Source organism: Wolbachia endosymbiont (group A) of Cephus spinipes, assembly GCF_964026895.1.
In the GTDB taxonomy this organism is placed as follows: Bacteria; Pseudomonadota; Alphaproteobacteria; order Rickettsiales; family Anaplasmataceae; genus Wolbachia; species Wolbachia pipientis.
The window spans coordinates 594215-619405 of sequence record NZ_OZ034713.1 but is presented as its reverse complement, the minus strand read 5'-3'; the positions used below and the strand labels follow the sequence as shown (position 1 = coordinate 619405).

At 33.9% G+C, this 25191-nt stretch carries 15 protein-coding genes and 1 other RNA gene; 10 read left to right on the top strand and 6 right to left on the bottom strand.

Translation table 11 applies throughout. The annotated features are described in order from the left end of the window. The 3 genes from AAGD59_RS02900 to AAGD59_RS02890 all read right to left on the bottom strand — a co-directional run bounded on the left by AAGD59_RS02900 (position 1) and on the right by AAGD59_RS02890 (position 11925). On the bottom strand, positions 1–9183 hold the full coding sequence (locus AAGD59_RS02900; RefSeq protein ID WP_341812958.1) for an ankyrin repeat domain-containing protein: 9183 nt from the start codon (positions 9181–9183) through the stop codon (positions 1–3). Between the two features lie 204 nt (positions 9184–9387). Continuing rightward, positions 9388–10635, bottom strand: coding sequence for a hypothetical protein (locus tag AAGD59_RS02895; RefSeq protein ID WP_341812957.1), 1248 nt, complete (start codon positions 10633–10635; stop codon positions 9388–9390). Between the two features lie 633 nt (positions 10636–11268). Further along, positions 11269–11925: an exopolysaccharide biosynthesis protein gene (locus AAGD59_RS02890; protein ID WP_265027945.1), complete on the bottom strand. Its 657-nt coding sequence runs from the start codon at positions 11923–11925 to the stop codon at positions 11269–11271. 322 nt (positions 11926–12247) lie between these two features. On the opposite strand from AAGD59_RS02890, the gene AAGD59_RS02885 reads away from it, so the two are divergent. Continuing rightward, a complete protein-coding gene (locus tag AAGD59_RS02885; RefSeq protein WP_265027944.1) occupies positions 12248–13807 on the top strand; it encodes a hypothetical protein in 1560 nt (519 codons plus the stop codon). A 146-nt stretch (positions 13808–13953) separates the two neighbouring features. On the opposite strand, the gene AAGD59_RS02880 is transcribed toward AAGD59_RS02885, so the two are convergent. From AAGD59_RS02880 to pheS, 3 genes are all read right to left on the bottom strand, one after another. Beyond that, positions 13954–14815, bottom strand: a protein-coding gene (locus AAGD59_RS02880; protein WP_128081745.1) for an IS630 family transposase whose coding sequence is annotated in 2 segments (ribosomal slippage) — positions 13954–14491 and positions 14490–14815 — 864 coding nt in all. Because the reading frame shifts where the segments join, the coding sequence is not laid out codon by codon here. A gap of 411 nt (positions 14816–15226) precedes the next feature. Then, on the bottom strand, positions 15227–16519 hold the full coding sequence (gene glmU / locus AAGD59_RS02875) for a bifunctional UDP-N-acetylglucosamine diphosphorylase/glucosamine-1-phosphate N-acetyltransferase GlmU (RefSeq protein WP_265027943.1): 1293 nt from the start codon (positions 16517–16519) through the stop codon (positions 15227–15229). Further along, positions 16520–17563: a phenylalanine--tRNA ligase subunit alpha gene (gene pheS, locus AAGD59_RS02870; RefSeq protein ID WP_015588826.1), complete on the bottom strand. Its 1044-nt coding sequence runs from the start codon at positions 17561–17563 to the stop codon at positions 16520–16522. 146 nt (positions 17564–17709) lie between these two features. On the opposite strand from pheS, the gene AAGD59_RS02865 reads away from it, so the two are divergent. From AAGD59_RS02865 to AAGD59_RS02825, 9 genes are all read left to right on the top strand, one after another. Further along, positions 17710–19437: a hypothetical protein gene (locus AAGD59_RS02865; RefSeq protein ID WP_265027942.1), complete on the top strand. Its 1728-nt coding sequence runs from the start codon at positions 17710–17712 to the stop codon at positions 19435–19437. Between the two features lie 181 nt (positions 19438–19618). Next, complete coding sequence (locus tag AAGD59_RS02860) at positions 19619–20215, top strand: riboflavin synthase (protein WP_012673066.1); 597 nt, start codon at positions 19619–19621, stop codon at positions 20213–20215. A 57-nt stretch (positions 20216–20272) separates the two neighbouring features. Next, entirely contained in the window at positions 20273–20863 is a 591-nt protein-coding gene (locus tag AAGD59_RS02855; RefSeq protein ID WP_015588828.1) for a CvpA family protein, read from the top strand. 124 nt (positions 20864–20987) lie between these two features. Beyond that, positions 20988–21318: a transfer-messenger RNA gene (gene ssrA / locus AAGD59_RS02850) on the top strand. A 22-nt stretch (positions 21319–21340) separates the two neighbouring features. Then, complete coding sequence (locus tag AAGD59_RS02845) at positions 21341–21778, top strand: ClpXP protease specificity-enhancing factor SspB (RefSeq protein ID WP_006279412.1); 438 nt, start codon at positions 21341–21343, stop codon at positions 21776–21778. A 205-nt stretch (positions 21779–21983) separates the two neighbouring features. Beyond that, the gene (locus AAGD59_RS02840; protein ID WP_006279415.1) at positions 21984–22205 is read left to right on the top strand and encodes a hypothetical protein; all 222 of its coding nucleotides are present in this window, start codon (positions 21984–21986) and stop codon (positions 22203–22205) included. Further along, positions 22196–22471: a type II toxin-antitoxin system RelE family toxin gene (locus AAGD59_RS02835; protein WP_015588829.1), complete on the top strand. Its 276-nt coding sequence runs from the start codon at positions 22196–22198 to the stop codon at positions 22469–22471. Before AAGD59_RS02840 ends, AAGD59_RS02835 begins: the two co-directional genes overlap by 10 nt. 171 nt (positions 22472–22642) lie before the next feature. After that, positions 22643–22921, top strand: coding sequence for a YggT family protein (locus AAGD59_RS02830; RefSeq protein WP_006279515.1), 279 nt, complete (start codon positions 22643–22645; stop codon positions 22919–22921). Further along, a complete protein-coding gene (locus AAGD59_RS02825; RefSeq protein ID WP_141456784.1) occupies positions 22922–25036 on the top strand; it encodes an FtsK/SpoIIIE family DNA translocase in 2115 nt (704 codons plus the stop codon). It begins immediately after the preceding gene. Positions 25037–25191: the final 155 nt, after the last annotated feature.

Here is a 25191-nt window from a genome sequence, read left to right as displayed (position 1 = left end):
CTACCTATTGAGATTACCTCCGAGCTTGGTTATTCCTATCTCAGAAAGACAATTTGATACTTCTGAATAGCTGTGAACTGAAGCATTACTTAAATAACTTTGAGGCTCTAAATTCATTTGCTTTGCACCATCAACTTCTAATCTACCATCTCCGTTGTGTAATATCTGCTCTATTGATTGACTTAGCAGCCCATTATTAAATTGAGCTATAAACTTGTCAAACTTTTTAGAACTTAATTTACCAGGACATCCTGCTTCTCTACTAGGACATGCTTTCTCTAAATACGAGCTTAAAACTCCTGAGATCTCATTAAATTGACCTCTTACGACTTTTCTAACAATATCTTTCTGCATTCCCATATAATCAATATTTAGTCGATGCATTGATACACCACTTTTTAATCCAGCTTGCTCTACTACTTTCTCAAATCCCTTTGTAATATTGAGTGCATAGCCCTGTGCTTCTAGTGGAGATATAGACTGATCTACTGTAGAAATATACTTCTGACCTGTAAATCTTCTAATCAATAAGTCAAATAAAATTATTGTACCATTAAAGTCAACCTGTGATAGATAGTGATCTCCCATTTCTAATATTGTATTTCTACCCTTAGGCTTAAATTTAACAGGTGCTTGCCTTTCACACATTCGTTTTAGATTTGCATTTACATAATCGACGTTGTCTCGAAAGAAACCTCCATTTTTTTGTCTTTTATCTGTATCATCAGATGGTAATGTGGTACCTGTGAGACTACTATTACTTATCGACGCTTTGGCAAATTGCCCATCAAATTGTGATACTGAACTTGCAGTCCCCTCAGATTGAGAACTCAATAATCTACCTACAGAGCTTTTCACCAAAGAAATACAATAATTTATCCATGAAAATGGTCTTATACCACTGCTTGCTGCTATTTCAGGTTGATTACTTGAATTTATAGCAAGAGGTTTACGTGATAAGTGATGACGACTATGATCTCCATGATGATGACGGCGTTTGCGTCCTCCTCTTCCTTCACTGAGCTTTTCTTCTAAATATTCCACAATCTTATTGTGCCCCTTATCTTTAGCAATATCTAGAGGTGCTCTACCGTCAGCAGTTAAAGCATTGACATCAGCACCCTTTTCAACAAAATATTTAACTACATTTAATGAACCCAATTGAACAGCCCAATGAAGAGGTGTCCAACCTTCATTATCTTTGACCTTAATATCAGCACTGTTATCTAAAAGAAGTTCAATTATATTAAAATTATTCTTTTGAATGGCCCAAAATAAAGGAGTCCAACCCTGCCTATCTTGAATATTAACATTAGCACCTCGTCTGATACTTTCTCTCACTTTTTCAAGATCTCCTTTTTCTGCAGCAATTAATAATTCTTTATCTAGATTTAATTGTTTTTGTTTCAAAACTTCTACTATATCTTCGTAACCCTTTTGAATAGCTAGGTCTAAGGATGTCTTGCCGTACATGTCTGTAGCCTTTAAATTAGCACCCCTGTCAAGAAGTAGATTTACTACATTTAACCTGTTTACATCAACAGCAATATGCAAAGGTTTCCTATTGTATGCATCTTGAGCCTCAATATTAGCACCTTTGTCAAGAAGAAATTGAACCATATTTGAATTACCTTCTTGAGCTGCAAAGTGCAAGGGTGTTCCTTGATATGTGATCTCATTATTAAACTTGGCACCCTGAGCTATAAGGAACTTGACCGCATCCCATTTACTTCCCTGAGCGGCATAGATTATAGGTGTCCAACCATTATTACTATCTTGAGTATCTAAGCTAGCGCCTCGAACTACAAAATCCTTAACTTCATTAAGATTACCACCTTGTACTGCAGTTAACAACTGCCTATCTAGACCTAATTGTGTTTGTTGTAAGTATTCTACAACATTATTATATCCTTTATCTCTAGCAAGATCTAGCGGTGTTTTACCATTCCTATCTTTAGCATTGACATTGGCTCCCTTACCTACCAGGTATTCTATTATATTAAGATGGCCATTCCAAGAAGCCCAGTGCAGAGACATCCAGCCGTCTTTGTCAACCTCATTAACACTTACTCCTTTATTAAGAAGAAGTTCTATAATATTTTTATTATCGTGCTCAGCAGCAATGTGTATAGGCTCTCTGCCATAAACGTTTTGAGCATTAATACTAGCCCCTTTGTCAATGAGAAACTTTGCAACTTCTAAACAGCCTTTCGACGCTGTATAATGTAGCGGTGTCCAACCATAGTTACTGGTATCATCAACGCTTACCCCCTTACCGAGAAGGAACTCTATAATATCTTTGTAATTCTTTTCAGCAGCAATGTGTATAGGTTTCCTACCAAAAATGCCCACTTCTATAGCATTAACACTAGCACCCTGACCAACAAATTTTTTGACTTCAGAGAGATCTCCATTTTCTGTGGCAGTCAATAATTTTTTGTCTAATTCTGTTTGTTTTAAAAATCCTACTATGTCTGTATAATTCCCTTGAATAGCCAAGTCTAAAGGTGTTTTTCCATCGCTAGTTTTAGCTTCAATATTAGCCCCTCGACTTGAAAGTACTCTAACTATATCAAGCCTGTCTTTGAAAACTGCATGATGTAAAGGTGTCTGGTCATCTTTGATTTTAGCTTCAATGTTAACACCTTTATCTATAAGAAATTCAATTATTTTAGGTGTAGTATTATTGTGCTGAATAGCCACATGCAAAGGTGTTAAACCATCATTAGTTTTAGCTTCAATGTTAGCCCTTTTATCTATAAGAAGCTCAATTATTTTCAATTGACCATAAGCATTTGCTATATGTAACGGTGTTTCTCCAATATTAGTTTTAGCCTCAATATTAGCATTTCGATTTAAAATTGCCCTGGATGTATCAAGCTTATTATCGTTATCAGAAGCATAGTGCAAAGGTGCCCAACCACGCCTATCTCTAATATTAACATCTGCACCCATACTGAGAAGATTCTTAACTTCACTAAGATTATTTCGTCTCACAGCATCAAACAGTTGCTCTGTAGATAGAATTGCTTTTTCTTTATTAAATTCCACTATAACATCTTCTGAGTTACAAATAGAAGCTATACACTTTGAGTTAGAAACTATTGCATCATTAAAAGCAAACATCATTTCTCTTGCTGGTTGGTAAGTATTCCAATTTTCTATTTTTACAAGAGTGTTATTTTTATGTGATAGCAATAAGGTATCATTCATAACTTTCATATCGAAATCTAATATAGACTTACCTTTCAAATCAACCAAACCAATATCATTCTTATTAATAGGCTGATTATGATAAATCTGTAACCCTTGCTCATCTGGTTGGTAATATCTGAAAGAACTAAATTCATCAGCTCTTTCTCCAAATTCTTCTGGTTCCATAATTTTGTCGCTCAACTCTATGGATAAATCCCAGTTTTTATGAACAGAAGAATAGTAATCCGATATTGATAATGCTCCTCTATCTGATAACAATAGCAAATCATTATTTAGCTTCAAAAAAAGTACTTTGTCTGAGTCAAATGTGAAACAATTATGATGATTTAAAAGATCAGTACCATTAACACTAAATCTTCCATCTATTCTCAAACTATGAGAGCAATAATCTCGCTCTAATTCTCCATTCTGAAGTTTGTAATATTCTTCCCCATCAAATGTAACTGTGACATCTTTATAATCTGGTAGCAAGGTTACATTTAGGCCATTTTTATTAATCTTTATTTCCCCTTTATCGTTTTCTATAAATGGCATATCATTTAATGTACTATTTAATTGGCTAAAATCTAATATACCATTTGCTTGAGCAATCGTAATATTAGCGTTTCTGTTATCGAAAAGATAAAGATGACTTATATTACTTGGAGCTTCCCAGTAAAAATTATGATGTTCTTTATCAGGATAAAAAATATGATTACTGGAACTACCTATAGTACTATGATAATTAGCACTTGATAATTGCTTTGTAATATTAAAGTTTGAATTTTCTATTTTTCTTAAATTATCTAATTCATCATCTAACACAATATCACCTCTCAAGCTTTTTGTCACATGCAAGTTTGTTACTATGCCAGTCTTATCATCTATTTTCGTTGGTGTTACAAATAAACCATCTGCTGTTTTTACCGATGTTTGTTTATCTACACTTATAAAAGCCCCACTTTTATTATAGATGGTTGTTATGTTATTAACGTGGGTTATGTTATCTATATCATTAAAATTTATCGGTAATAATACTAAACCTTTCCCATGAATTGAATCACCAAAATAACCCCTGATTGTAGTAAAGTTTTTTACTGTTATTACATCATTGCCACCTTTACCATCTATATAATCTGCATGAGAAACTTCTATATGATTAGCTTTGTTGCTGCCAATAATAGAATGTATGTTTATTGAATCTGTAGTAAGATTACCTTGTGTTATAACTATGTTCTTTTGTCCATCTGCTTCTAAATCACAAGAAAACTTTCCTGTTATATAAAAAAAATTGCTACCTGGATTATGCACCTTACAGCTATCTAGCAACTTTTCAAAATAGTACCTATTCTCTCTCCTTCTATTTTGATTACCGTTAAGAGCATCCTTTTCTTGAAAAACAACATCAATATTAGCATTTTGAGATGGTATATAATACATGCTTCCATACCCACGTGAATTTGTATTTCTATATATAACTGCATTATAACAGTCGCTAGGGTATTCTTGTAAAAACCACTTTTCAAATGTTCTATTCAGCAATATGTTACTATGACTATATAAATCATCACATCCTGAACCAATTCCATTTACGACACAGTCATTACAGGGAGAGTTATCAACTTTTACTTTAATATCACTATCACGTGGTCCACAAACAACATTATAACTTTCAATGTTTGTAGGAATCATTCTAGAATTAATATCACTGATATAAAACGGATATTTAACATTCGTACTAAACTCAAAATCAAACTTAGTATCAACTATTTTTGTGTTAGTACGACAGTAAACTCTGAAGAGTTGTATCTCCGCATCACCACGCTTTTCCTTTGTAACCAATATATTAGGTAACGACATAACTATTTTATCATAATTACCTTTATATTGGCTTATAAGCTTTAATATATATTGTTTATATATACTTTTTGCTTCTATATCATTTTCTATATAATCTGGTACTTTTTTACCAAGAAAGAAATCCCAATACAAGTCATGTTTCTCTTGATCTGTAAGTTTTATATGTTCTCCTAATTTTTCTACCTCAAGTCCTGCTTCTACAAATTGTGCTATAATGATTACAGTAACTGAAATAGCAGCGCCAACCGGACCGGCAAATTCTCCTACTATTCCAGTTTCTAGACCTGCTACTGACATTGTTTCTGTAACAATTGCAGGTACATCTGCAGCTATAAAAATGGAATTAGTTGCGATGTTTAGGTCAGCAATCTTCATATCTATAGGATCTGTCGCACTCTGACGAGCTTTTATTGATTCCGCTAACCCTAAAAATGCCGCAAAATTACTTATAGCACGCCCCATAACTGGAGCAAACCCCTTCAACATCTGAGAATCAAGCTTTGTTCCCAACTCTAATATCTTTCCAGAGATTTTTTCACCAATTTTTGGCATTACCCAGAGATTTAATGCATCGTAGCCTAATCCCTCTATATCTCCATTTGCTATATGCTTACCAACTAAAAATGCTGTAAAGGCAAGACCTGCACCTTCTGCTACTTTTCCTATTTTTTCTGCCACTCCGGATCTTCTCAGAATATTTTTCACTTCTTCTTTGTTCTCTATATTATCCTTCATTTCTTTCACAATATCCCTAATCTCTGGATCTATTGAACCTAGATCTATATCTTTAATCTTTGCTACAAATGCTTCTTCAACATTTTTATCTATAATTTCACCTTCAGATATCTTCTGAGAAACCTTGAAAAGCTGATCATAAAACTCAATATTCTTTACTCTTTCTGCTACCTTGTCAGCATTGAATAACTCTTTGATACGCTGTTCTTTTTCCTCCTCTGTAATCTTTTCTTCATCAAATGAATCCATGCAGGCCATATTTACACTTCTTTCTCTTCTTGGTTTTTTACTTGGTGGATATTCCGGTGATGAAGATTCTCTTTTAGAACACCGCCTTAAATGAGGGCGTAAAATATGAGAGCTATGACCTACTTTAAGAGAAATAAACCCTTCCTTATTCGTTCTGCTTGTTAAAATCAGTTTACGCGGATCATCAGACCCTTTATCAAAAACAACACCGATAAATTTTACCTCATCACCATCTGTTAGTGTTTTATAGGTAACACCTTCTTTGTATTCTTCATTTATTTGATCATTTGCTTCCCTCAATAAAGCTTGAGCTCCTTTGCCCTGCCTTGATGTCTTAAGTTCCAACCCTATTGGTGTGTACTCCTCAGCATTTCCACCTTGAGCTACAAACTTAATACCATGAACTAGCATATCAATACGTTCCCCTCTACCAGTTTGAAACTCAGTTAAAACTAACGCTCTAGTTTCTGGTGATTCTTGTAATTTTAGGTCGCTATAATAACTAAACACTCCATTCAATATTCCTTGGAAATGAGCTTCTTTATTAACGAGACTCTTAAAAGGGAATATTCCTTCTCCAATTTTTTCTAACAATTTATTATATTCGTCTATTGATAAAGACTGAGCATCTAATGCTTGATCAAATGTTTCTTTTAACTTACTAGAATAAGGAACTTCTTTGAAAGTACCTTGAAATCTCTCAGCTCCGTTGTTGTATTCTTGTAAAGAATTGTATTTTTCAGTCCAAATAGTAAGATATCTTTTAAAATCTGACTTGTATCTAGTATCAAAATTAAGATTTAATTCGACTATTTCCCTATTCCCTATTTCTCTGTTTAACCTATCAAGAGGGAGCACTTCATTTAGCATGTTCAGAACATCTTTTCTGTTGGCTTCAACAATATTTATCACATAAACCAACTTCTCTATATTCTCTGGAATGAGCACCATTGTTACAACTGCATGGCTTGCATCAAGATTAGCCGATAGTCTTTCTCTGGCTCTTTCAGCTGCTGGACGTCTAATCCTACGAAGATTAGGATGTACCTCGGTAGGTATATTGTTTCCATAGATAAAAATGTATTTTTTGAAACCAGTTTTTAAATCTTCAATTCTATTTAACAGTAGTGATTGTCCCAGTAAAAACCTGCTAAAATAATGATTATCTCCCTTCTCCGGTGTACCAGGAAACGTATGATAAATACGCTCTAAATTATCTTTCACCTGTCCTTTTAATTCTATTGTTCCAATCCTTTGCGTATCCCAGTCATCAGCAGATTTTAGCATATCTTGAAAAAGAGGGATTATTTCTTCTCCACGATTTGATACTTTAATATCAGAGATAGGAGACGGATTATCAAGGTTGACACCAACACATAAAATGTTATCCGCAGTAGTTAAAACTCGCTGAACATTTGGTTGGAAACCTTGTGCATACCTTTCTGCTTGTTGCAAAGCCTTATCTGGAGTAGAATTAGGACCTTCTCCCGCTTTTAACTCAATAATAATGGGAATAGAGTCTAATGCACGATCAGGACCACGAGCTAGCAGGATAATATCTGCATAACCCCTACCTGCAAATTGCTCTGGATAAACTCTAAGATTATACCTATAGTGGAAATTCATGAAAACGCCTACCATAAATCCATGATGTGCTGCTTCACGTGCACTATTATCATAGACTACTGATCCTGTATATTTAGAGTGAACATTACTAATTTTTTTGACAATTTCCTTCAAAGACCTACTAACTGTCCGTGCACGGGAACTAACCAGTTTTTCTATATCACCTTCTGGATTACTCCATATTCCTTTTTCCACTTCATGAAATTCTTTGCTAGTAGCAGAATCAAGTATCCCTTTAGTTTCCATATCAACAAAAATACCATCCTTTCCTTTATAGATCTGTACTAATCTGGATTTTATTCTATCTTGAATTTCATTCTTAATATTTAGGATCTCATTCTCAACGTTTCGATTTCTAATCCTACCTCTATCTATATTATTTCTTAATATGCTCTCCAATTCATTAACAGTAAACTGATGGCCACGCTTACCTTCTGAAATGGAAAATAAATCTATATTATTAATAGCGTCTTCAGCATTTCCAATTTGACCATTTTTAACAATAGCTACTTTTAAAGTTTTCGAAGTATCAAAACTAAAATAAATCTTTTTAATATTTAACTTTTCTGCAATCTTTGTATCCGGCAAAATAGAAAAACTACCTAGGAAGAAGTGCGTAAAAAACCCTGCTTTTTTTACAGAGTGTAAATAAGATGGAATCTGATCCACAAATGACTGAAATCTTGTTTCGAAAGATCTAAAATCCTCTTCTTGCTTGCTTGTGCCAACTTCTGTACCTGCTTCCTCTATTAATAACTGTATCAACTCAAAATCTTGTGGCCTTCCTTTACCCATGACTTTTTTTAAACCTTTTGCAAGCTCTTTATTATTAGAGATAATATTCCTTTCAAGACCAAAATTATAATGGTTTCGGTTGCCTGGAGTACCAACATGAAATAACTGTATTTGAATATTCCCGTTGTTATATTGACTTCTAGTTGCACCAGAAACACTAATCCTTGCGCTAAGCATTTCACTCATTGCTCTTATTTCAGGTTCATCTCCCCAAGTATTAAGTTTTCTCATATTTTCTAAGTAATCTTCGAAACTGAGTCCACTTTCACCTTCAACAAAATCTCTGAACTCGTTTCTATGAGAACTTATGTGATCAACTACTCGATTACGAAATACGTTTCTTACTAAATTTGCAAATGTATCATCATAATTGGCAGTACTTAAATTCCTTACCAAATTCCTAATACGATCTAAATTTTGAATTACAGCTCCTTCATTTCCAAATAGTACTTCATACCTTTGTCGAAATAAAGCATCGTCGTTTCTGACAGGTATTAAGTAAGCCATAGTAACAGACCAAAACAAGCAACTACCGTCTCCTGGAACATCGATTCTTTTAAATCTACTTTCACTTTCAGAATTAGAGTCAGACCTACGATAACGCTTGAAATGAGGAAATTCTCTAGCTTGCTCTATATATTGCATTTCATCCGATAATTCAGTAATCTTTGAATTAACATCTTCTTTTTTTAGATGATCTGTTGGATATTGTATCTTGAACATAAACCCCCTTCATTATATTATATTAAACCCACTATGCCAAGCTTATTATATAACCATCAGAGATATCAATAATAAAAGCTATTTTTGCTTATATGCTGACTTGTGTATATAACATTTGCATTACAACGCAACATCTTTTTGACAGAAGCTAAAGTAGTAACAAGAAACCACCACCTACTTTATAGAATTGCCTTATAATACCTCTTAATTACTCAACTCTAATTGCTCACATGCTTTGCTTAATTTAACCTCAGTTAAGCTAGTAAGCTCTTCAGCTGTAGACTTTCCATATGCTAGAAACTTATTCAGTGAATCAGTATCTCTTTTTTCCAACACAGATCGTATATACCCCGCTTGCCTAGAATCCATAAATTCTTTGATTTGATCAGGATTAGCCTTATCTAGTATTGCCCATATTGGCTCCATACAGCCCTTTTCTACTAAAGGTGTTAATAAATTTGTACAGAAAAGAGGGGATTTATCCTCTAGTTCCTCTCTTATCACTAAAGCACGATGACTATCAAATCCTTCCTTTATCCACATATGCATAAAAAGCTTTACACTTTCGCTTACATAAGGCTCTGAATGTTTTTTGATTTCCATGTCTAACCAGATATTATAATTGTCTTCTGAGACATCACTTGGCCCTAAGCAGTCAAACAATTTTTGGAATTGATCAAAGCGAAGTGCACTCTGTAGCGTATCTAAACTACCATAATAACCATTTTCAGCTAAGTCTCTTTTTAGAAGTTCTAGATACCTATCAGGAGTTATTTGACTAAAACAAAATTCGAATATTTCAGGATAACTATTACAACGACTACCTGCTGCATATACCGCTGTTTTCATCAAGATCTCATCTTTTTTCTGTGCGTTCATTTCATTTTCAGGTAATAACTTTATTTTATTCCAGAAGAATTCCACTGCCTGCTCTTGCTTAAAACTCATAGCACATTTAAGCCCGTACTCATATGGATGACAGCCATCTAAATTTAGTTTAGAGATGTAACCACTGATAAAATGTGACCAAAACTGCGCTAAAAGACCCGACCCGCAACACCTAACTAAGTGCTCATACTCCAATAGACTACTCTTACCTTGAGCTGATAATTCCTCTTTTCTTTTCTCAAATAAAGCAATAATATCTTCTTCTAGACAGTACCGACAGGCAATAGCATACTTATCAAAGAGATTACCTGAATCTGGCGCAATTAACTTTTTGCCTACCACTTGCCTATCAAGCTTAACTTCATGTAAATTGTCTACTTTTTTCCAACAATCCTCACTAGACAATACCTGTGCAAGAAAATTACGTCCTTTCTTGCCACTTTTTTGGTGCAGACGCCAATTTGCATAGCACCAGCGTTCAATTTGAAAAAGCTTAGATGCTCTATAAGGATCATCCTCTTTAATAGACGAAAATAAAACCTTTGGAATATCTGAACGCAGCATAATCACCCCTCTATTAACGGAAAAACATAGAAACTGTTACGTCTAACATACACTATAGTAACTTGATACCATTTTGAGTAGGATATCCCGTTTTTAGGTTTTGTCAATCCTCAATTTGAAAATTTTTTTTAGGCTTGAATAACTTTCGATAAAAGCCTCTCAACAGGCTCGATATAAGATCTTTTATCTACTTCTAAATTCTTTTTTTATTATAAATTTACCTTAATTCTTCCACAAGCAAATTATATTAATTTAGCAAAATATATTATTAAGATCTCAAGTAATATAACCATTTCCAGCGCTCAAAACTAAGGACGGTGAGAAGTGTTTTTCTTGGGATGGGATGGTCTACCACTCGATACATACGAACTTTTTTGTATATTGATTTTGCTATACGCTAAAACTAGCCACATTAGCCCATTTCATCCATATCTACATACGAACTATTTTGCCTAACTTTGTTATAATAATTTTACACCTTTATTTTCGTAACCATATTTTTATTCGGTTTGTTCTCACGAAGGTGGGTACTGTTTTATGTTTTTGAGACATAAATAGTAAACAAAAGAATTTGCTCTCACACTGGTTGTCATGATATTTATCTAAAATGTGTAAATTCCTCATAGTTCAAGATTAACCATACACACAACTTTTTAGAAAAGAAAACGTACTAATTATAAGCTGTGGGCCTTTAACTATTACAACAAGAGCAAATAATATTCCACACAAAGATACTAACACCCCAAGTATCGAGACAAGCCCATCCTTACTCATAATACCAAGTGAAATAAGAGTTGTACCAATTGCTGGAATAAAGTGAGTTAACGGAAACGGATTTGCTATCACCAACGTACAAACTAACATTATAAATGCCAAAATCTTTTCACCTGGCCCTCGGAAGATAAAGGACATTCTTGGTTTCATGAACTTTTCTATTTTTTTTAATGCAGGTAAAGTTTTTTTGACCACAAGTGCTATTGTTGAACGTTTAAAGGATTTTCTTTCCAACCAATTTGGCATCCAAGGAGAATGAAACCCAAGCAGAAGCTGCAGTGAAAATAAAATTAAAGGTATGGAAAGTATAGTTGTATAGCCAGGTGGAACTGGTATAGGTACAGATAGTGGCAAGGAGAAAATAATTATTAAAATACCAAAACCACGTTCTTGTAGAGCTGTTTTAATTTTAAACAACGTCACTTTATCACTATTAGTATTACCAGTATCTGCAACTTCTTGTAGAATCTCAGATGCTAATTTTTTATCTTCAGTCAAATTCTCATTTTCTTGCACAATCACTCTTTAACAAAATCATTTCTAATAAATAGCATAATTACTCCTATATTCCAATCTTGATTTAACACTATTATCAGGATAATCCTCTGATATTCTATATACAGCCTTATCAGTTTGAATCTAATGATTTTGGCTGAACAAAGTCTCTTGAGTCATTTATAATTACTATACTCTAGGCTCTAATCGTAAATTTGAGTCTCTATAAAATCATGTCCAGCTAAATTATTTTAAGCTATACCAATATTAGTAATCAAGTTAACACTAATTTAATGATGACATATATAAAATATAATATATTGAATTAATAGTGAGGTTAAAAATGTTACCTAATGAAACAAATTTAGATTCTCTTGTAACTCAACAAGAAAATGATCTTGATTTAAAGAAATTTACTGAAGATCCATCAAATATAGAGAGTATTCATAATCACAAAAAGCTCAAGGAAAGAATCTCTGACCTGTTAAAAGGAGATACAGAATTCTTTCGAATGAAACAAGGAGATCAGGCTCTTGTAGTAGGTACAGCAAGTGGGCTATTTACAGCATTGTTACCACTTTTGGCAGTTGGTGTAACACTTGCTATACCAGGTGCTATAGTTGGTCTTACTTTATACTTCGCTGTAAAAGTGGCTGTAAAATCAGTTCAATCTGGATATAAAGGACTCAAATGGTCAGCTGAAAAAACTGTTGAAGGAGCACAATATACTGCAGGCAAAATAAAAAAAGGCTTTATAAATGCTAGAGATTCATTAAAAGAAGCTGGAAGTTCTGTAGCACAGAAAACAAGGGAGGGCACAAGTGATACACTTAAAAAAGTGGGAAGTAAACTAGGTAATTTGGGTTCAAGTATATCTAATTTGGATAGCATTCCATATTCAATAGACTTACAGAGTCAAACTGTTGTTTTAAAAACAGAAGAAAAAACGAAAAATTTCAACAGTGTGAAGGAGATGCTTGTTAGTGAAGTTTTGCAAGACAAGACTATCAATAAGTCTGCTTTAATTAAGGAAATATTCTCTGAATTAAACAGAAAAATATCAGAAAAAGCTGATTCTATTGATGGTCCACAAGGTTTCAAAAAGGACCAGTTAGTCTATCAATTGGCACAGCAAGCGGCTTTTGTCGATAAATTGGATACTAAGAAGTTGCAAAATTTGTTAGCTCAAGATGATAACAATCTCTATGAAATTTTCTCTGAACATCATGATGAAATTAATAGGATTATCAGAGAATGTAAAATAGAGCATAAACTTTCTAACTCTATAGAGAACCTTAATAAGATAGCAAGCAAGTGTGGTGAAAGCAAAAAAGTAAGTAATGTTAAGTATCAAGTTTTAGCTGCAACACCAACTGCAACAATAGGAAGTAGACCAGAAGTAACGCGACGTAATAGCACTGGCAACTTTACTAATGCATTCACTCCAAAAGTACAAAATATAAGTGCCTCACTGACTAATTTGAATGGGGTTATGAATTCATTTTCACAAAGTTCTCTGAGTGAAGATGTTTTCAATCATCCTACTGTCAAACGAAATCTGGATATTTTATCTAATAGAACTCCAACTCGCAGTAATTCTGTTAGTAGTTTAGCTTCTAATAGTAGCTATTTTAGTGCCATTAGTACGTTCAGTGATATCGATGACAGTATTGCGTCTAAAAGCAGTTCTTTCAGTGACCTTAGTGATTCTGATAGTGGAAGAGGTGCATCTATTCCTTCTACACCAGAGAGGATGATTATTTCTTCGGACGACTTAATTACAACTAGGTCACAATTGAGAAAAGTAAATTCGCAGGAAAAAATAGGTGAACAACAGCCTTCTACATTCATGTATGGTCAAGAGCCAATTCAGGTGACACAATCTTTGCAAACATCAAGATAAACAGCTCACCTTCTTCAAAAGGATGTTACTTATTCAGTAATGTCCTTTTATTTTCTACATTCATATTTATAATACAGATTTTGGACTATATTTTAGACAAACCCTTATACAATGTTATGTTGGTTGTATAGCTCTTCTCATAATAGTCAGAATAAGAAAGCAGAATCAACAGCTTGACGAAAAGATTTAAAAATAGGGATATTTTTTCTAGCTCTGTTCTTTATAGCAAACCACTGATGCTCAATTTTGTTAAAGTCTGGAGAATATGGAGGAAGATAAAGAATTTCAGCACCAACTCCTTTAGCAAGATCATCTATTTTTTTAGATTTATGAAAAGTAGCGTTATCAAGAATTACAGTTTGGCCAAACCTTAAAATTGGAGTTAAAAACTGCTCAAACCAAGCCTCGAAAACATCCTTATTGCAGTAGCCTTCAAAGGTTAATGGAGTAATGATTTTCTCTTTATTTAGAGCTGCAATCATACTGACGCGCTGAGTTTTTTTACCTGATTTTAGTGAATGAAACCTCTCTCCTTTTCTGCAATATCCATATGGGTAGTCTTCTGTATTGTCTATTCCAGATTCGTCAATATATACAAGATTTTCATGACATTTTGTTGCTATAACCTTTGAAAATTGAGCTCGCTTTTCTTCATTTCTTTCTTTATATCCGTAGGTCTTTTTTTCTTGTAAATCCAATATTTTTAAGTGCGCGGTGAATCGTTTGTCGACTGATATTGCCCCAGAGTTTAGCCATCTCTGACTGAGTTTTGCCACTATGGTTTTTTGCAAACTTGGTAAAAACATTCCAATCGGTAATTTTATGGTTATATCCTACGCTTCCAGGCTTTTTTGACTGAAAATCTCCCGTTTCCTTACGCCTTTTCTGCCACTCATATAGAGTCGTTTTTCCAATTTTAAATCTCTCGGCAACAGTTGATCTACTTTCTCCTTCATCCAATGCTTCCATTGCTTTTTTCCTTAAGTCGTAACTATACGCTGCTGGCATACTAACCCCACTACCATAAATCCATATCTTAACTTGTTTGGATTATTATGAGAAGAGCTATACTTTAAACCATAAGCTCAAGTTAGAGAGAATGGCACAAATGTTATTAAACAATAAAAGTTATAGTTGTATCTGGTTACCTAAGTTAGCTATAGAATGCCTTCTGTGTATATTAAAGGGTATTTATTTTGTTATTTAAGTTTCCTCTTTTGGAACATAGAAACACCCTAGGAATAATCCTACTGAATTCTATGATATTATTTTTTGTAACATTGTTATACACATCATGATAAGGAGGCTGGCGGAGTTTGTCAAGGAAGTTTTTTTGTTTCTATTCCCAATAAAAGTTTGTTATATGGTTATGCAAGAAGTCTAATATTAAAAATGACACAACAACATAATTAAATTAGACTACTTTATTCTCTTAGTTACTTGCTTTTCTCTTGCTATTGCAAGGCTTTTTTCTGGTACATCCTCAACTATAACACTACCTGCTGCAATTACAGATTCATCATGAATATTAAGCGGCGCAATTAGTGAGCTATTGGCGCCAACAAAGCAATTGCTCCCTATATTCGTTTCATGTTTATTTTTCCCATCATAATTACAAACAATAGTGCCTGCTCCTATATTACTCTCCTGCCCTACTTTAGCATTTCCTATATAACTTAAGTGTTTTATTCTAGTGTTTTGACCAACTTCACTTGTTTTCACTTCCACAAAATTTCCTATTTTTGCCTTATTACCAATTGTTGTGTTTCCGCGTATTCTGGTAAATGGACCGACCTCAGCATTACTTTCAATTAAGCAATTTTCTAAATGCGAAAATGGCAGTATTTTCGCACCAGACTCTATTTTCACTCCAGTACCGAAAAAAACATATGGGTAAATAACTGAATCTCTGGCAATTTGCGTATCAAGAGAAAAGAAAACAGTCTCTGGTGCAACAAGCGTTACTCCGGAGTCGGTAAAAACTTTTCTTTTATTTTCTTGAAAGTAAAATTCAGCTTTTATAAGGTCATTTCTGTTATTTATTCCCGTTGCTTCTTCTCCACCGGTAATAACGTAACCGACATTTAAATTACTCTTCACTGCAATGGAAACTATATCGGTCAAGTAATATTCATGAGTTGAGCTATTGCACTCTATTTTCTCCACCAATTCACGTAAATTCTTTGCACATGCCACCATTATTCCAGCATTGGCAAGAAATTCTTCATGATTATTTTTATCACTCTTTGCTTCTACGATTTCTCTTAAGGAACCATTCTCAATAATTAACCTACCGTATTCTTTATTGCTTGTCCTAAAACCTAGGCAAACTAGAGCCTTGCCTTCTAAATAACTAATCATTTTAGTTATTGTGCTGCTTTTTATGAGCGGAGTATCCCCATACTGCACAACAACTATGCTTGAATCTGGCAATTCTCTTAGGTTTCTCATCGCAGTTTTGACCGCATCTCCCGTGCCAAGTGTTAATTCTTGTGTAATTAACTGTATATCCTTAAAACACTTTAGTCTTTCAATTAAAGGCTGATCAACTACAACAGCAATATTTTCAGGATTTAACTGTTTTGCATTGTAAATGACATGCTGGAGCATGGAAAAACTGCCTATTTTGTGTAGGACCTTAGGCAAATCTGAATTCATCCGCCTGCCATGCCCTGCAGCAAGTATAACGAACGTATGAGTTTTACTTATCACTTATCTTAAAGATGAAAAATGAAAACCGTAATGATCAAGCCAGCTGATTTTGTTGTCATAAAAGCTCCTCAAGTCGCTAATTTGATATTTTAGCATTGCAAGCCTTTCTATACCAATGCCAAACGCAAAACCGTTGTATTTAGTATGGTCTATTCCAACATTTTGAAATACATTTGGATGCGTCATACCGCATCCCAGTACTTCTATCCATTTACTACCTTTATAACTTATGTCCACTTCCGCAGAAGGCTCGGTAAAAGGGAAAAAACTATTACGAAAACGTATCTTCAGCCCTTTATCGCCAAAGAACTTATTAAGGAAGTGATGAATAGTAAATTTTAACTGGCCCATATTGACATTCTCATCGACATATAACCCCTCTATTTGATGGAACATAGGGGTGTGAGTTGCATCAAAGTCGTTTCTGTATACTCTACCTGCAGCTACTATTTTAATTGGGAACTTTTTTGTTTTTTCCATGGTTCTAATCTGTACAGATGAGGTGTGAGTGCGCAGTACCATTCTTTTATCATCTATTTTGTTCTTTAAGTAGAAGGTATCTTGCTCCTCTCGCGCAGGATGATGACTTGGAGTATTCAGTGCATCAAATACATGAAATTCATCTTCAATATCAGGGCCATCAACTGCTTTAAAACCCATATGTGCAAAAATAAGCTTTACTTCATTTATAACCTTACTGAGTGGATGGACCTTGCCCATTTTTTCTGGTCTAACGGGCAACGTGATATCAACCGCCTCGTTCTGCAATTTAAAGTTAACTTCTTCTGTTTTTAGCACATTTTCCCTATTCATGATAAGATGATCTATCTTATCACGTAAAGCGTTAATCACTGCACCTAAATCACGCTTTTTCTCTGCATTTTCTATCTTTTTTAAGTTATCAAAATACGCTCTAACTACACCCTTTTTTCCCAAATATAATAGCCTAACTTTTTCTAAATCTTGCAAAGAAGAAGCATTCTCAATTTCGGAAACTGCTTTATCTTCAAGTGAAAGTATGTCATCTAATAACTCTTTATTCATCTTAAAAACGCTGGCTTAAACTTTCATTATAGTGAAATTTTAAATATCATCAACAATCCGAAAAATTGCCCTATTCTGATTATTAATTTATTGACTAATTAATCTTTTTTATTTACCTTTGCGTTGATGAATTTGCTGTATCAACTATGCACAACAGTAACACTGAAACTAAGAATAAGTATAAAATAGAGGATTTACCTAAGCTCTTTAAGGAAAAATCCAGAAACATAAGTAAAGCATTTTCTAGCGAAACAATTAAGATCAGTGCTATTCGCTCGAGAAGTATTGAAAGCAATATACAAAAATTTTCATTTGAGCTAACAGCAACAGATAAAGACACCTTTAATATAAGATTATTTCGAATAAACCCTTTAATTGATTTTTTCAAAATCTGCCTTTCCCGGGAAAAAAAATTTACAGCCAACATAAAAGTGCCCAAAGAAAGCAGTGAACTATATAATAACTACTGTAAAACTAACAGTTATAAAACTGTAGAAGAATTCGTAAATAGTGCTCCGCCTCAAATCCTTCTGCAGGGCACAACGATAACGCTACAAACAGACGTTGAAAACATTAACCTGGACAACTTGTACCAAATCGAGTTATTTCTAAATGAAAAGCTACAACATGCAGAAAAAACTGAAAATGAAGACAAAAAAGAACAGAGTGAAACTAACCAAAAAAATGCACAAAATAAACAAATCGTACCAGTTACAGGCTCATTTGGCTTCGATGTAACAAATAATGGAAAACAAGTTACACGTGTTTCGATAGTAGTTGCTGCAATGCATGAAAACGTTTTCTGGTTTAGATCTTTTTTCTGTCTACCCAATTTTTTTAATACGTCACAATTCTTTTCCCAACAATTGCCAAAATTTTCTATACAGAGCAACAATATACCATTTGGTGTTATTCCAGCGTTTGACCAGGAAAAAAGAAACATGGATCCAAGTAGTCAAGCTACTCGGATGACAGGGGGTAGTATAGAAAATCCAATACCTCAAGAAGCAGAACAGAATGTAGGTCAAACTACTTCGCACACAGAGTATTTTAAAGCTAATAGAAAAAAATCGAAAAAGCAATCTCAAGAACTACCAGAAGAAGAAAAACAATCTACCATAAAACAAGCACGAAATGATGCTAGAGTAGCTGTGATAGATAACCAAATTGAGCACAGGGGGAAAAAGCTCGATAAAATATTTATTGAAGTGATGAGTGGATACAAAAATCAAGATCCAGAAACATTTTGCAATATTTTCAGCTCAGTATTCAATATTGTTTACTTTCAAGATAAACAATTACATGCAATATTAGAGCCAGGCGAAATATCAGAAGTATTACAGATACTCGAAAGGCCACAACCTCTTAGTAACTCACTTTTAGGTAAAGAATATTTACAAAAACAAGTATATAGAAAAAAAGAGCAATTGCTTAAATTAGTTTCAGGTGTTTATATACAACAACCTTCTCCACAACATGAAAATACTCCTCATAAATCTACAAACCCTTTACCAATTAAAGATCTTTCACCAGCAACAAATGAAGCTAAAACTCTACCACCTACTAACATTACACTCAAATCACCGTTAAAAACTGTATCTTCCTCAAAAAAGGCTTATTTTTGTCTATTTATAATAGTAGCATCTGCATCAACACTTTGCTTATGGCATTTTCCATTAGGAAAAGTGTCAATGTTAAAAGGATTAGTGCCACCAGAAAAAAGGGAAAGTATTGGGTTAGCATTGAACATAGGGTTGCCAATATTAATCGCGCTGTGTATTTTGAATTTAGCTCGCTTTATATATTCTGAATATTCTATAGAATCTATTAAGCAAGTAAGTGAAAACGATCCCCTTTCTCGCGCCTATAGCTAGTGCAGGCTCAGTTTTCCTACGTCATACCGTCACGGTATCTCTAGATCCCGCTAACACGTAGCGGGATGACGAATTTGTCGTTTTTTAAATTGTCGGTAAACCAGAATTACTTTAACTATAACAAAATAGAAATAAGTTGTTGTAAAAAATTTTTCATGGTAAAATTATTTATTTTCACCATATGTTTAAAGGAATTATCACGGATATCGGGACTATAACTGATACTACCACTCACTCCAACTCTGATCAAATTTTCCATATCAAGACACAAAATTTATCCTCTATAAATAAAGGAGATTCAATAGCTTGCTCTGGTGTGTGTTTAACTGTTGTTGATATAATGAGCGATACATTTACAGTCCAAGCATCTCAAGAAACTATGAAGGTTGCTAACTTAAATACGTGGAGAATAGGAAAAAAAATAAATCTCGAACAAGCAATGAGATTAAGCGATAAGATCGATGGCCACCTGGTTCAGGGTCATGTTGATGGGATAGTAAAATTTTTAACAATTAATCAAAATTTAGATTCTCATGAAATCAAACTATCGTGCCCACAAGAATTAATTAAATTTGTTGCAAAAAAAAGCTCCGTTACACTAGATGGGGTTTCCCTCACAGTGAATTCAGTTGTTAATCAGGAATTTACAGTAAATATCACTCCCTATACATGGGAAAATACAACTTTTCAGTACAACAAAGTAAATGATTATTTGAATTTAGAAATTGACATGATCGCTAGGTATTTAGATCAATTGATGCAGCATAAATACAATTAATTTTACAACCTTGTTATTTACAACTATTATATCTTGAAAACCATATAGATATAAAACATGCTTTTCGATAGCCTAATTATCTTCATTGTTGTTCTATGCGTAATAATCTCGGTAACTAGAGGCTTTATAAAAGAGCTATGCGCACTAATGTTTCTATTTTTATCGGTCTTTCTGACAGCTAATCACTATGATTTTTTCACTCCAAATTATAGTAAATATTTTGATTCTAAAGTTACACTAAACATACTTTCTACAATCTCTGTATTTATTATACTTAATCTTATATTCATGATAATAAATAACTGGCTAATGTACATATTATTACCCATAAGGTTGGGGTTTATCGATAGAGTTACTGGAATCTTTCTCGGAGTGCTTAAAGGAATATTGCTCTCTTATGTATTATTTTTTGCTGTGCACTTATATTGCTACACAGTATATGACAAAAAAGAGGGAGAGTATAAAATAGAAGCAGAAGACATATTGCCTAATTGGATAATAAATTCACACTCTTATCAGGCTTTATTTGTGACAGCAGAAGAAGTAATTGACATGTATGTACCAGAGTCGTTGATACTAAAAATAAAAGAGATCGGTGGAGAAATGGTTGATCAAGAAAAACCTAAAAACAATAAAAAAGAAGAGTAAATATTTATTTATAAATATTTTCATTGGGAGTATTCAAAAAGCCATATGTGTCAGGTTAAGAGCACAGAATTTTTTACTGGAAATATTAATTTTGTTTTAGCAATAAATCAACTTAAGGTCATAATATCTTGACATTTATTTAATGTTGCTATATAATAGCTATGTACATTTTGTGTACTATAGCAATAAAATTACCTTGTAATAGGTGTATTGGACCCGAGGGCAGTACTCGGCGCCTCCACCATGTTTTTTAATTATACGGGGGCGATTAAGGATCGACATGCATAGTAAAGATGGTAGCTTTGCTCGGTTAGACACCACCGCTAAGAGTTCATAATTTAAATGCAAACGATAATTTTGCTGCTGAAGAATATCGTGTTGCTGCTTAATTTAGCACAACCGGTTTATTACTAAAGCACGGTTTAGGGAACGCCGGGTAACAGAAGTTCCCCCAAAATTTACGTATGTGAAAGTTATATGGAGCAAACAGATTACAAAAAACTGCTTAATTCTGCTAAGTTTCAAGTTATCAAAAAGACTTTAGATGTTATATCAGGTAATGGTTTTATCCCTCACTTAGAAATATTATTTTTCACATATTTTAATGGTGTGACCATGCCAGATCGTTTGAAAAAGTCATACCCTACTCAAATGCTTATTATATTACAGCATCAATTCTATGATTTAAAAGTTTCTGAGGATAAATTTAGCGTCAGTTTGAGTTTTCAAGGAAAACAAGAGCGAATTACTATACCGTTTTTTGCTATTAGTGAGTTTCGTGATAAAATTTCAGGAGATGTTTTAATATTTGACAAAATCAGTATCGACTCTGATAAAGAATACAAAAGTGAAAAATGTACTGAAAAACTATCAAACGGTAGTATTATATCCATAGATCAACTGCGTGATGAGTAACTGCTCATCTTTATAAACAAAAAATATTAATAGAAAAAAGTGGTCTAACTTAAGTAATAGAATAGAGGGTAGATAAATATGCTAAATTTTTAATTATTTATTAACGCAGGTGGCAAAATTTTTCTTACGTATCATCAACTTTCTTTATTGAAAAATTAAAAAAAATGTTGTATACTTGTTACAGTAGTAGAGTTCGGTAAAACATATGGCAAATTCAGGCATTAACATAGCTCTTAGCGAAGAAACTTTAAAGCATCTTGCTGAATTATCTGAATTTACTAAACAGCCCGTTCAAGAATTAGCAGGAAAACTATTTAGAGAAGCAGTTGAGCTTGAAATGGAGGATTTTTTAGTATCTAAAATTTCTGATGAGCGTGATGTTGAAGGTGCAGAAACAGTTGATTTTGAAGATATTAAGTGGGATTAGAGCGTTACAAGGTTAAGTCTCTAAAGAGTGTTGTTGAAAAAGATTTACCAAACCTTCCAAAGACAATAAGGCTAAGAGTTCAAAAGGCTATAAAAGAACGTCTTACAGTTGACCCAATAAATTTTGGTGAACCACTACATCATAACTTAAAAGGATGTAGAAGGCTAAGAGTTGGTGACTATCGTGTAATTTACAGAGTAAATCAATTAGATCATATAGTAACTATCACAGAGATAGGACATAGAGATGATATTTATAAGAAATAAATATCAACATTAATATATATTATACACCCCTCCTTCCTTGTCCATTCTCTACTTTAGGTGGCTTTGCGCAGCTCAAAAAATGAAGTTTTTTTTGGTTCAGCAAAAACAACATTTTGAGTTTGAAAAGGCTAAATACTTGTCTTTTATATAACTTTCGTGTAATAGATATGTATGCATCCAATCATATATCTACTCAATACGTTACTTGATCTTTATAGCTTCATTCTAATATGTTGGGTTGTCCTAAACTGGCTGGTTAAACTTAATATGGTGAACATATATAATGAAACTGTCAGTAGCATAATGCACATCTTGAACCAATTGACATATCCACCACTAAAGATTATTAGAAGATATATACCACCGTTCAACGGATTAGATTTATCTATAATGATATTGCTAATAACAATTCACTTTGTAAAATATACAGTAGCTTACTACTTTAGGTAGATGTTAAAAAAATATCTAAAATCAGCAATATATCTATCCCTTTTAATATATATATATATATCAGTTTTTAGCTATAACTATAAAGATCCTTCCTTAAACACAGCTACAAATGAGGAAGTGACAAATTTAGGTGGAATAGTAAGTTCATATTTAGCTGATATATTGGTTCAATTTCTTGGATTAACTAGTGTTACAATAGCTACAACCATAGTTTACTTGTTGATCTTCAGGCCATCAAAAAGGCTGCTAAAAATTCTCTATTTAATATTAATCAATTTAGGGATATGTGCTATACTACCACAACTTTCGCTAGGCATCACTGCAAGGTACAGACACAGTGGAATAATAGGGAATGCACTAATTAATAACTGCCCGTTTTATATATTTGTGATAGTAACATCAATAGGTCTTGTAGGATCTGTTGGTTGGAAGAGAACAATTTACTCTCTATTCTTCTTATGTAAAAAAATAGCTTGCTTATTTGTAAATGTTCCATTCTTCAGATCACATAAAACTACTGAGTATTCAATTGCACCATTAGTAGTAGAAGAAAAACATAGAACTAAAATCACTACTAAACAACAACCAAAAGAAAGACAGAAAAAAGCTACCGAGGAGGTTTTAAGTGAGTTTAAGTTTCCAAGTATCCATTTACTTTCTAAAGCAGAGGAGTCTTTGCAGAGAAAGCAGCTGAATGAAATGGAGAGCAATAAAAATTTATCTCTGCTGGAACAAGTCCTGAGTGATTTTGGCGTGCAAGGAAAAATTATCAGTGTATGCTATGGGCCGGTTGTGACTTTGTACAAACTTGAACCACAAGCTGGCACGAAATCTGCAAGAGTAATTGGCCTTGCAGATGACATTGCACGTTCGATGAGTGCACTCTCTGCACGTATTTCAATAATTCGTGGGCAAAATGCTATGGGAATAGAGTTGCCGAACAAGGAACGGGAAATTGTAATGCTGCGTGATTTGCTTGAATCCCCAGAATACCAAAATGCAAACTTAAATCTCCCAATTGCGCTTGGCAAAGAAATAAGTGGAAAACCAGTTATTGCAGATCTAACTAAAATGCCCCACTTGCTCGTTGCTGGAACCACAGGGTCTGGTAAATCAGTTGCGATTAACACTATGATTCTTTCACTCGTTTATCGATTAAGTCCTGATGAATGTAAGATGATAATGATCGACCCAAAAATGCTTGAGCTTTCAATATATGATGCAATACCGCATCTAATAACGCCAGTGGTAACAGAGCCAAAAAAGGCTGTAGTCGCTCTTAAGTGGATAGTAAAAGAGATGGAAAACCGCTATCGCATGATGTCCTATTTAAATGTGCGCAATGTAATAAACTATAACCAAAGAATCACAGAAGCGATGAATAGTGGAATAGAATTGGAGCGCGTTGTGCAGATTGGCTTTAACTCAACAACAGGCAAACCTTTGTTTGAAAAGCTGCCGATTAAAATGGAAACATTCCCATATATTGTAGTGATTGTAGATGAAATGGCAGATTTGATGCTTGTTGCCGGCAAAGAAATAGAGTGCTCTATTCAACGCTTAGCTCAGATGGCTCGTGCTGCAGGAATACACATCATAATGGCAACACAACGCCCATCTGTGGATGTGATCACAGGTGTGATAAAGGCGAACTTTCCAACGAGAATCAGTTTTGCTGTTACTTCTAAGATAGATAGTCGCACAATACTTGGCGAACAAGGGGCTGAACAATTGCTTGGTATGGGTGATATGCTTTATATGGCCTCTGGTGGTAAGATTATTCGAATTCACGGCCCATTTGTGAGCGATGATGAGGTACAAGATATAGTTGATCATCTGAAAATGCAAGGTGAGCCAAATTATATGGAGGAAATTACCAAAGAAGATGAAAATTCTTCTGTGGAATCAGAAGGTGAAACAGAGGATGAAGAAAACGACCTCTACAATCAAGCAGTGGCCATCATTCAAAGAGATCAAAAAGTTTCAACCAGTTACATTCAGCGACAACTTAGAATAGGCTATAACAGAGCTGCAAACATCGTTGAAAGAATGGAAAAAGAAGGTGTTGTCAGTGCTCCAAATTATTCAGGAAAGAGAGAGATATTAGTAGAATAACAGGGCTTCTGAGAACGTTCATGCGCGTTAAGTTAGGCCATAGATGGGTATCTTAAAATTTGCTGCAAATGCAACTTTCTTGGCTATCTTTTACAAAGTTAAAAGTTGTCTTCCTTAAAAATATAATTGAATAATTGTTAATAATAGTGTATAAT

Excerpts from the sequence above, each read along its gene's own strand:
- AAGD59_RS02840 (WP_006279415.1), top strand. The coding sequence starts at position 21,984 with ATGGCAAATTCAGGCATTAACATAGCTCTTAGCGAAGAAACTTTAAAG.
- AAGD59_RS02865 (WP_265027942.1), top strand. The coding sequence starts at position 17,710 with ATGCACAACAGTAACACTGAAACTAAGAATAAGTATAAAATAGAGGAT.
- AAGD59_RS02825 (WP_141456784.1), top strand. The coding sequence starts at position 22,922 with ATGTTAAAAAAATATCTAAAATCAGCAATATATCTATCCCTTTTAATA.
- AAGD59_RS02900 (WP_341812958.1), bottom strand. The coding sequence starts at position 9,183 with ATGTTCAAGATACAATATCCAACAGATCATCTAAAAAAAGAAGATGTT.
- AAGD59_RS02860 (WP_012673066.1), top strand. The coding sequence starts at position 19,619 with ATGTTTAAAGGAATTATCACGGATATCGGGACTATAACTGATACTACC.
- AAGD59_RS02895 (WP_341812957.1), bottom strand. The coding sequence starts at position 10,635 with ATGCTGCGTTCAGATATTCCAAAGGTTTTATTTTCGTCTATTAAAGAG.
- pheS (WP_015588826.1), bottom strand. The coding sequence starts at position 17,563 with ATGAATAAAGAGTTATTAGATGACATACTTTCACTTGAAGATAAAGCA.
- AAGD59_RS02845 (WP_006279412.1), top strand. The coding sequence starts at position 21,341 with ATGGAGCAAACAGATTACAAAAAACTGCTTAATTCTGCTAAGTTTCAA.
- AAGD59_RS02830 (WP_006279515.1), top strand. The coding sequence starts at position 22,643 with ATGCATCCAATCATATATCTACTCAATACGTTACTTGATCTTTATAGC.
- AAGD59_RS02855 (WP_015588828.1), top strand. The coding sequence starts at position 20,273 with ATGCTTTTCGATAGCCTAATTATCTTCATTGTTGTTCTATGCGTAATA.
- AAGD59_RS02885 (WP_265027944.1), top strand. The coding sequence starts at position 12,248 with ATGTTACCTAATGAAACAAATTTAGATTCTCTTGTAACTCAACAAGAA.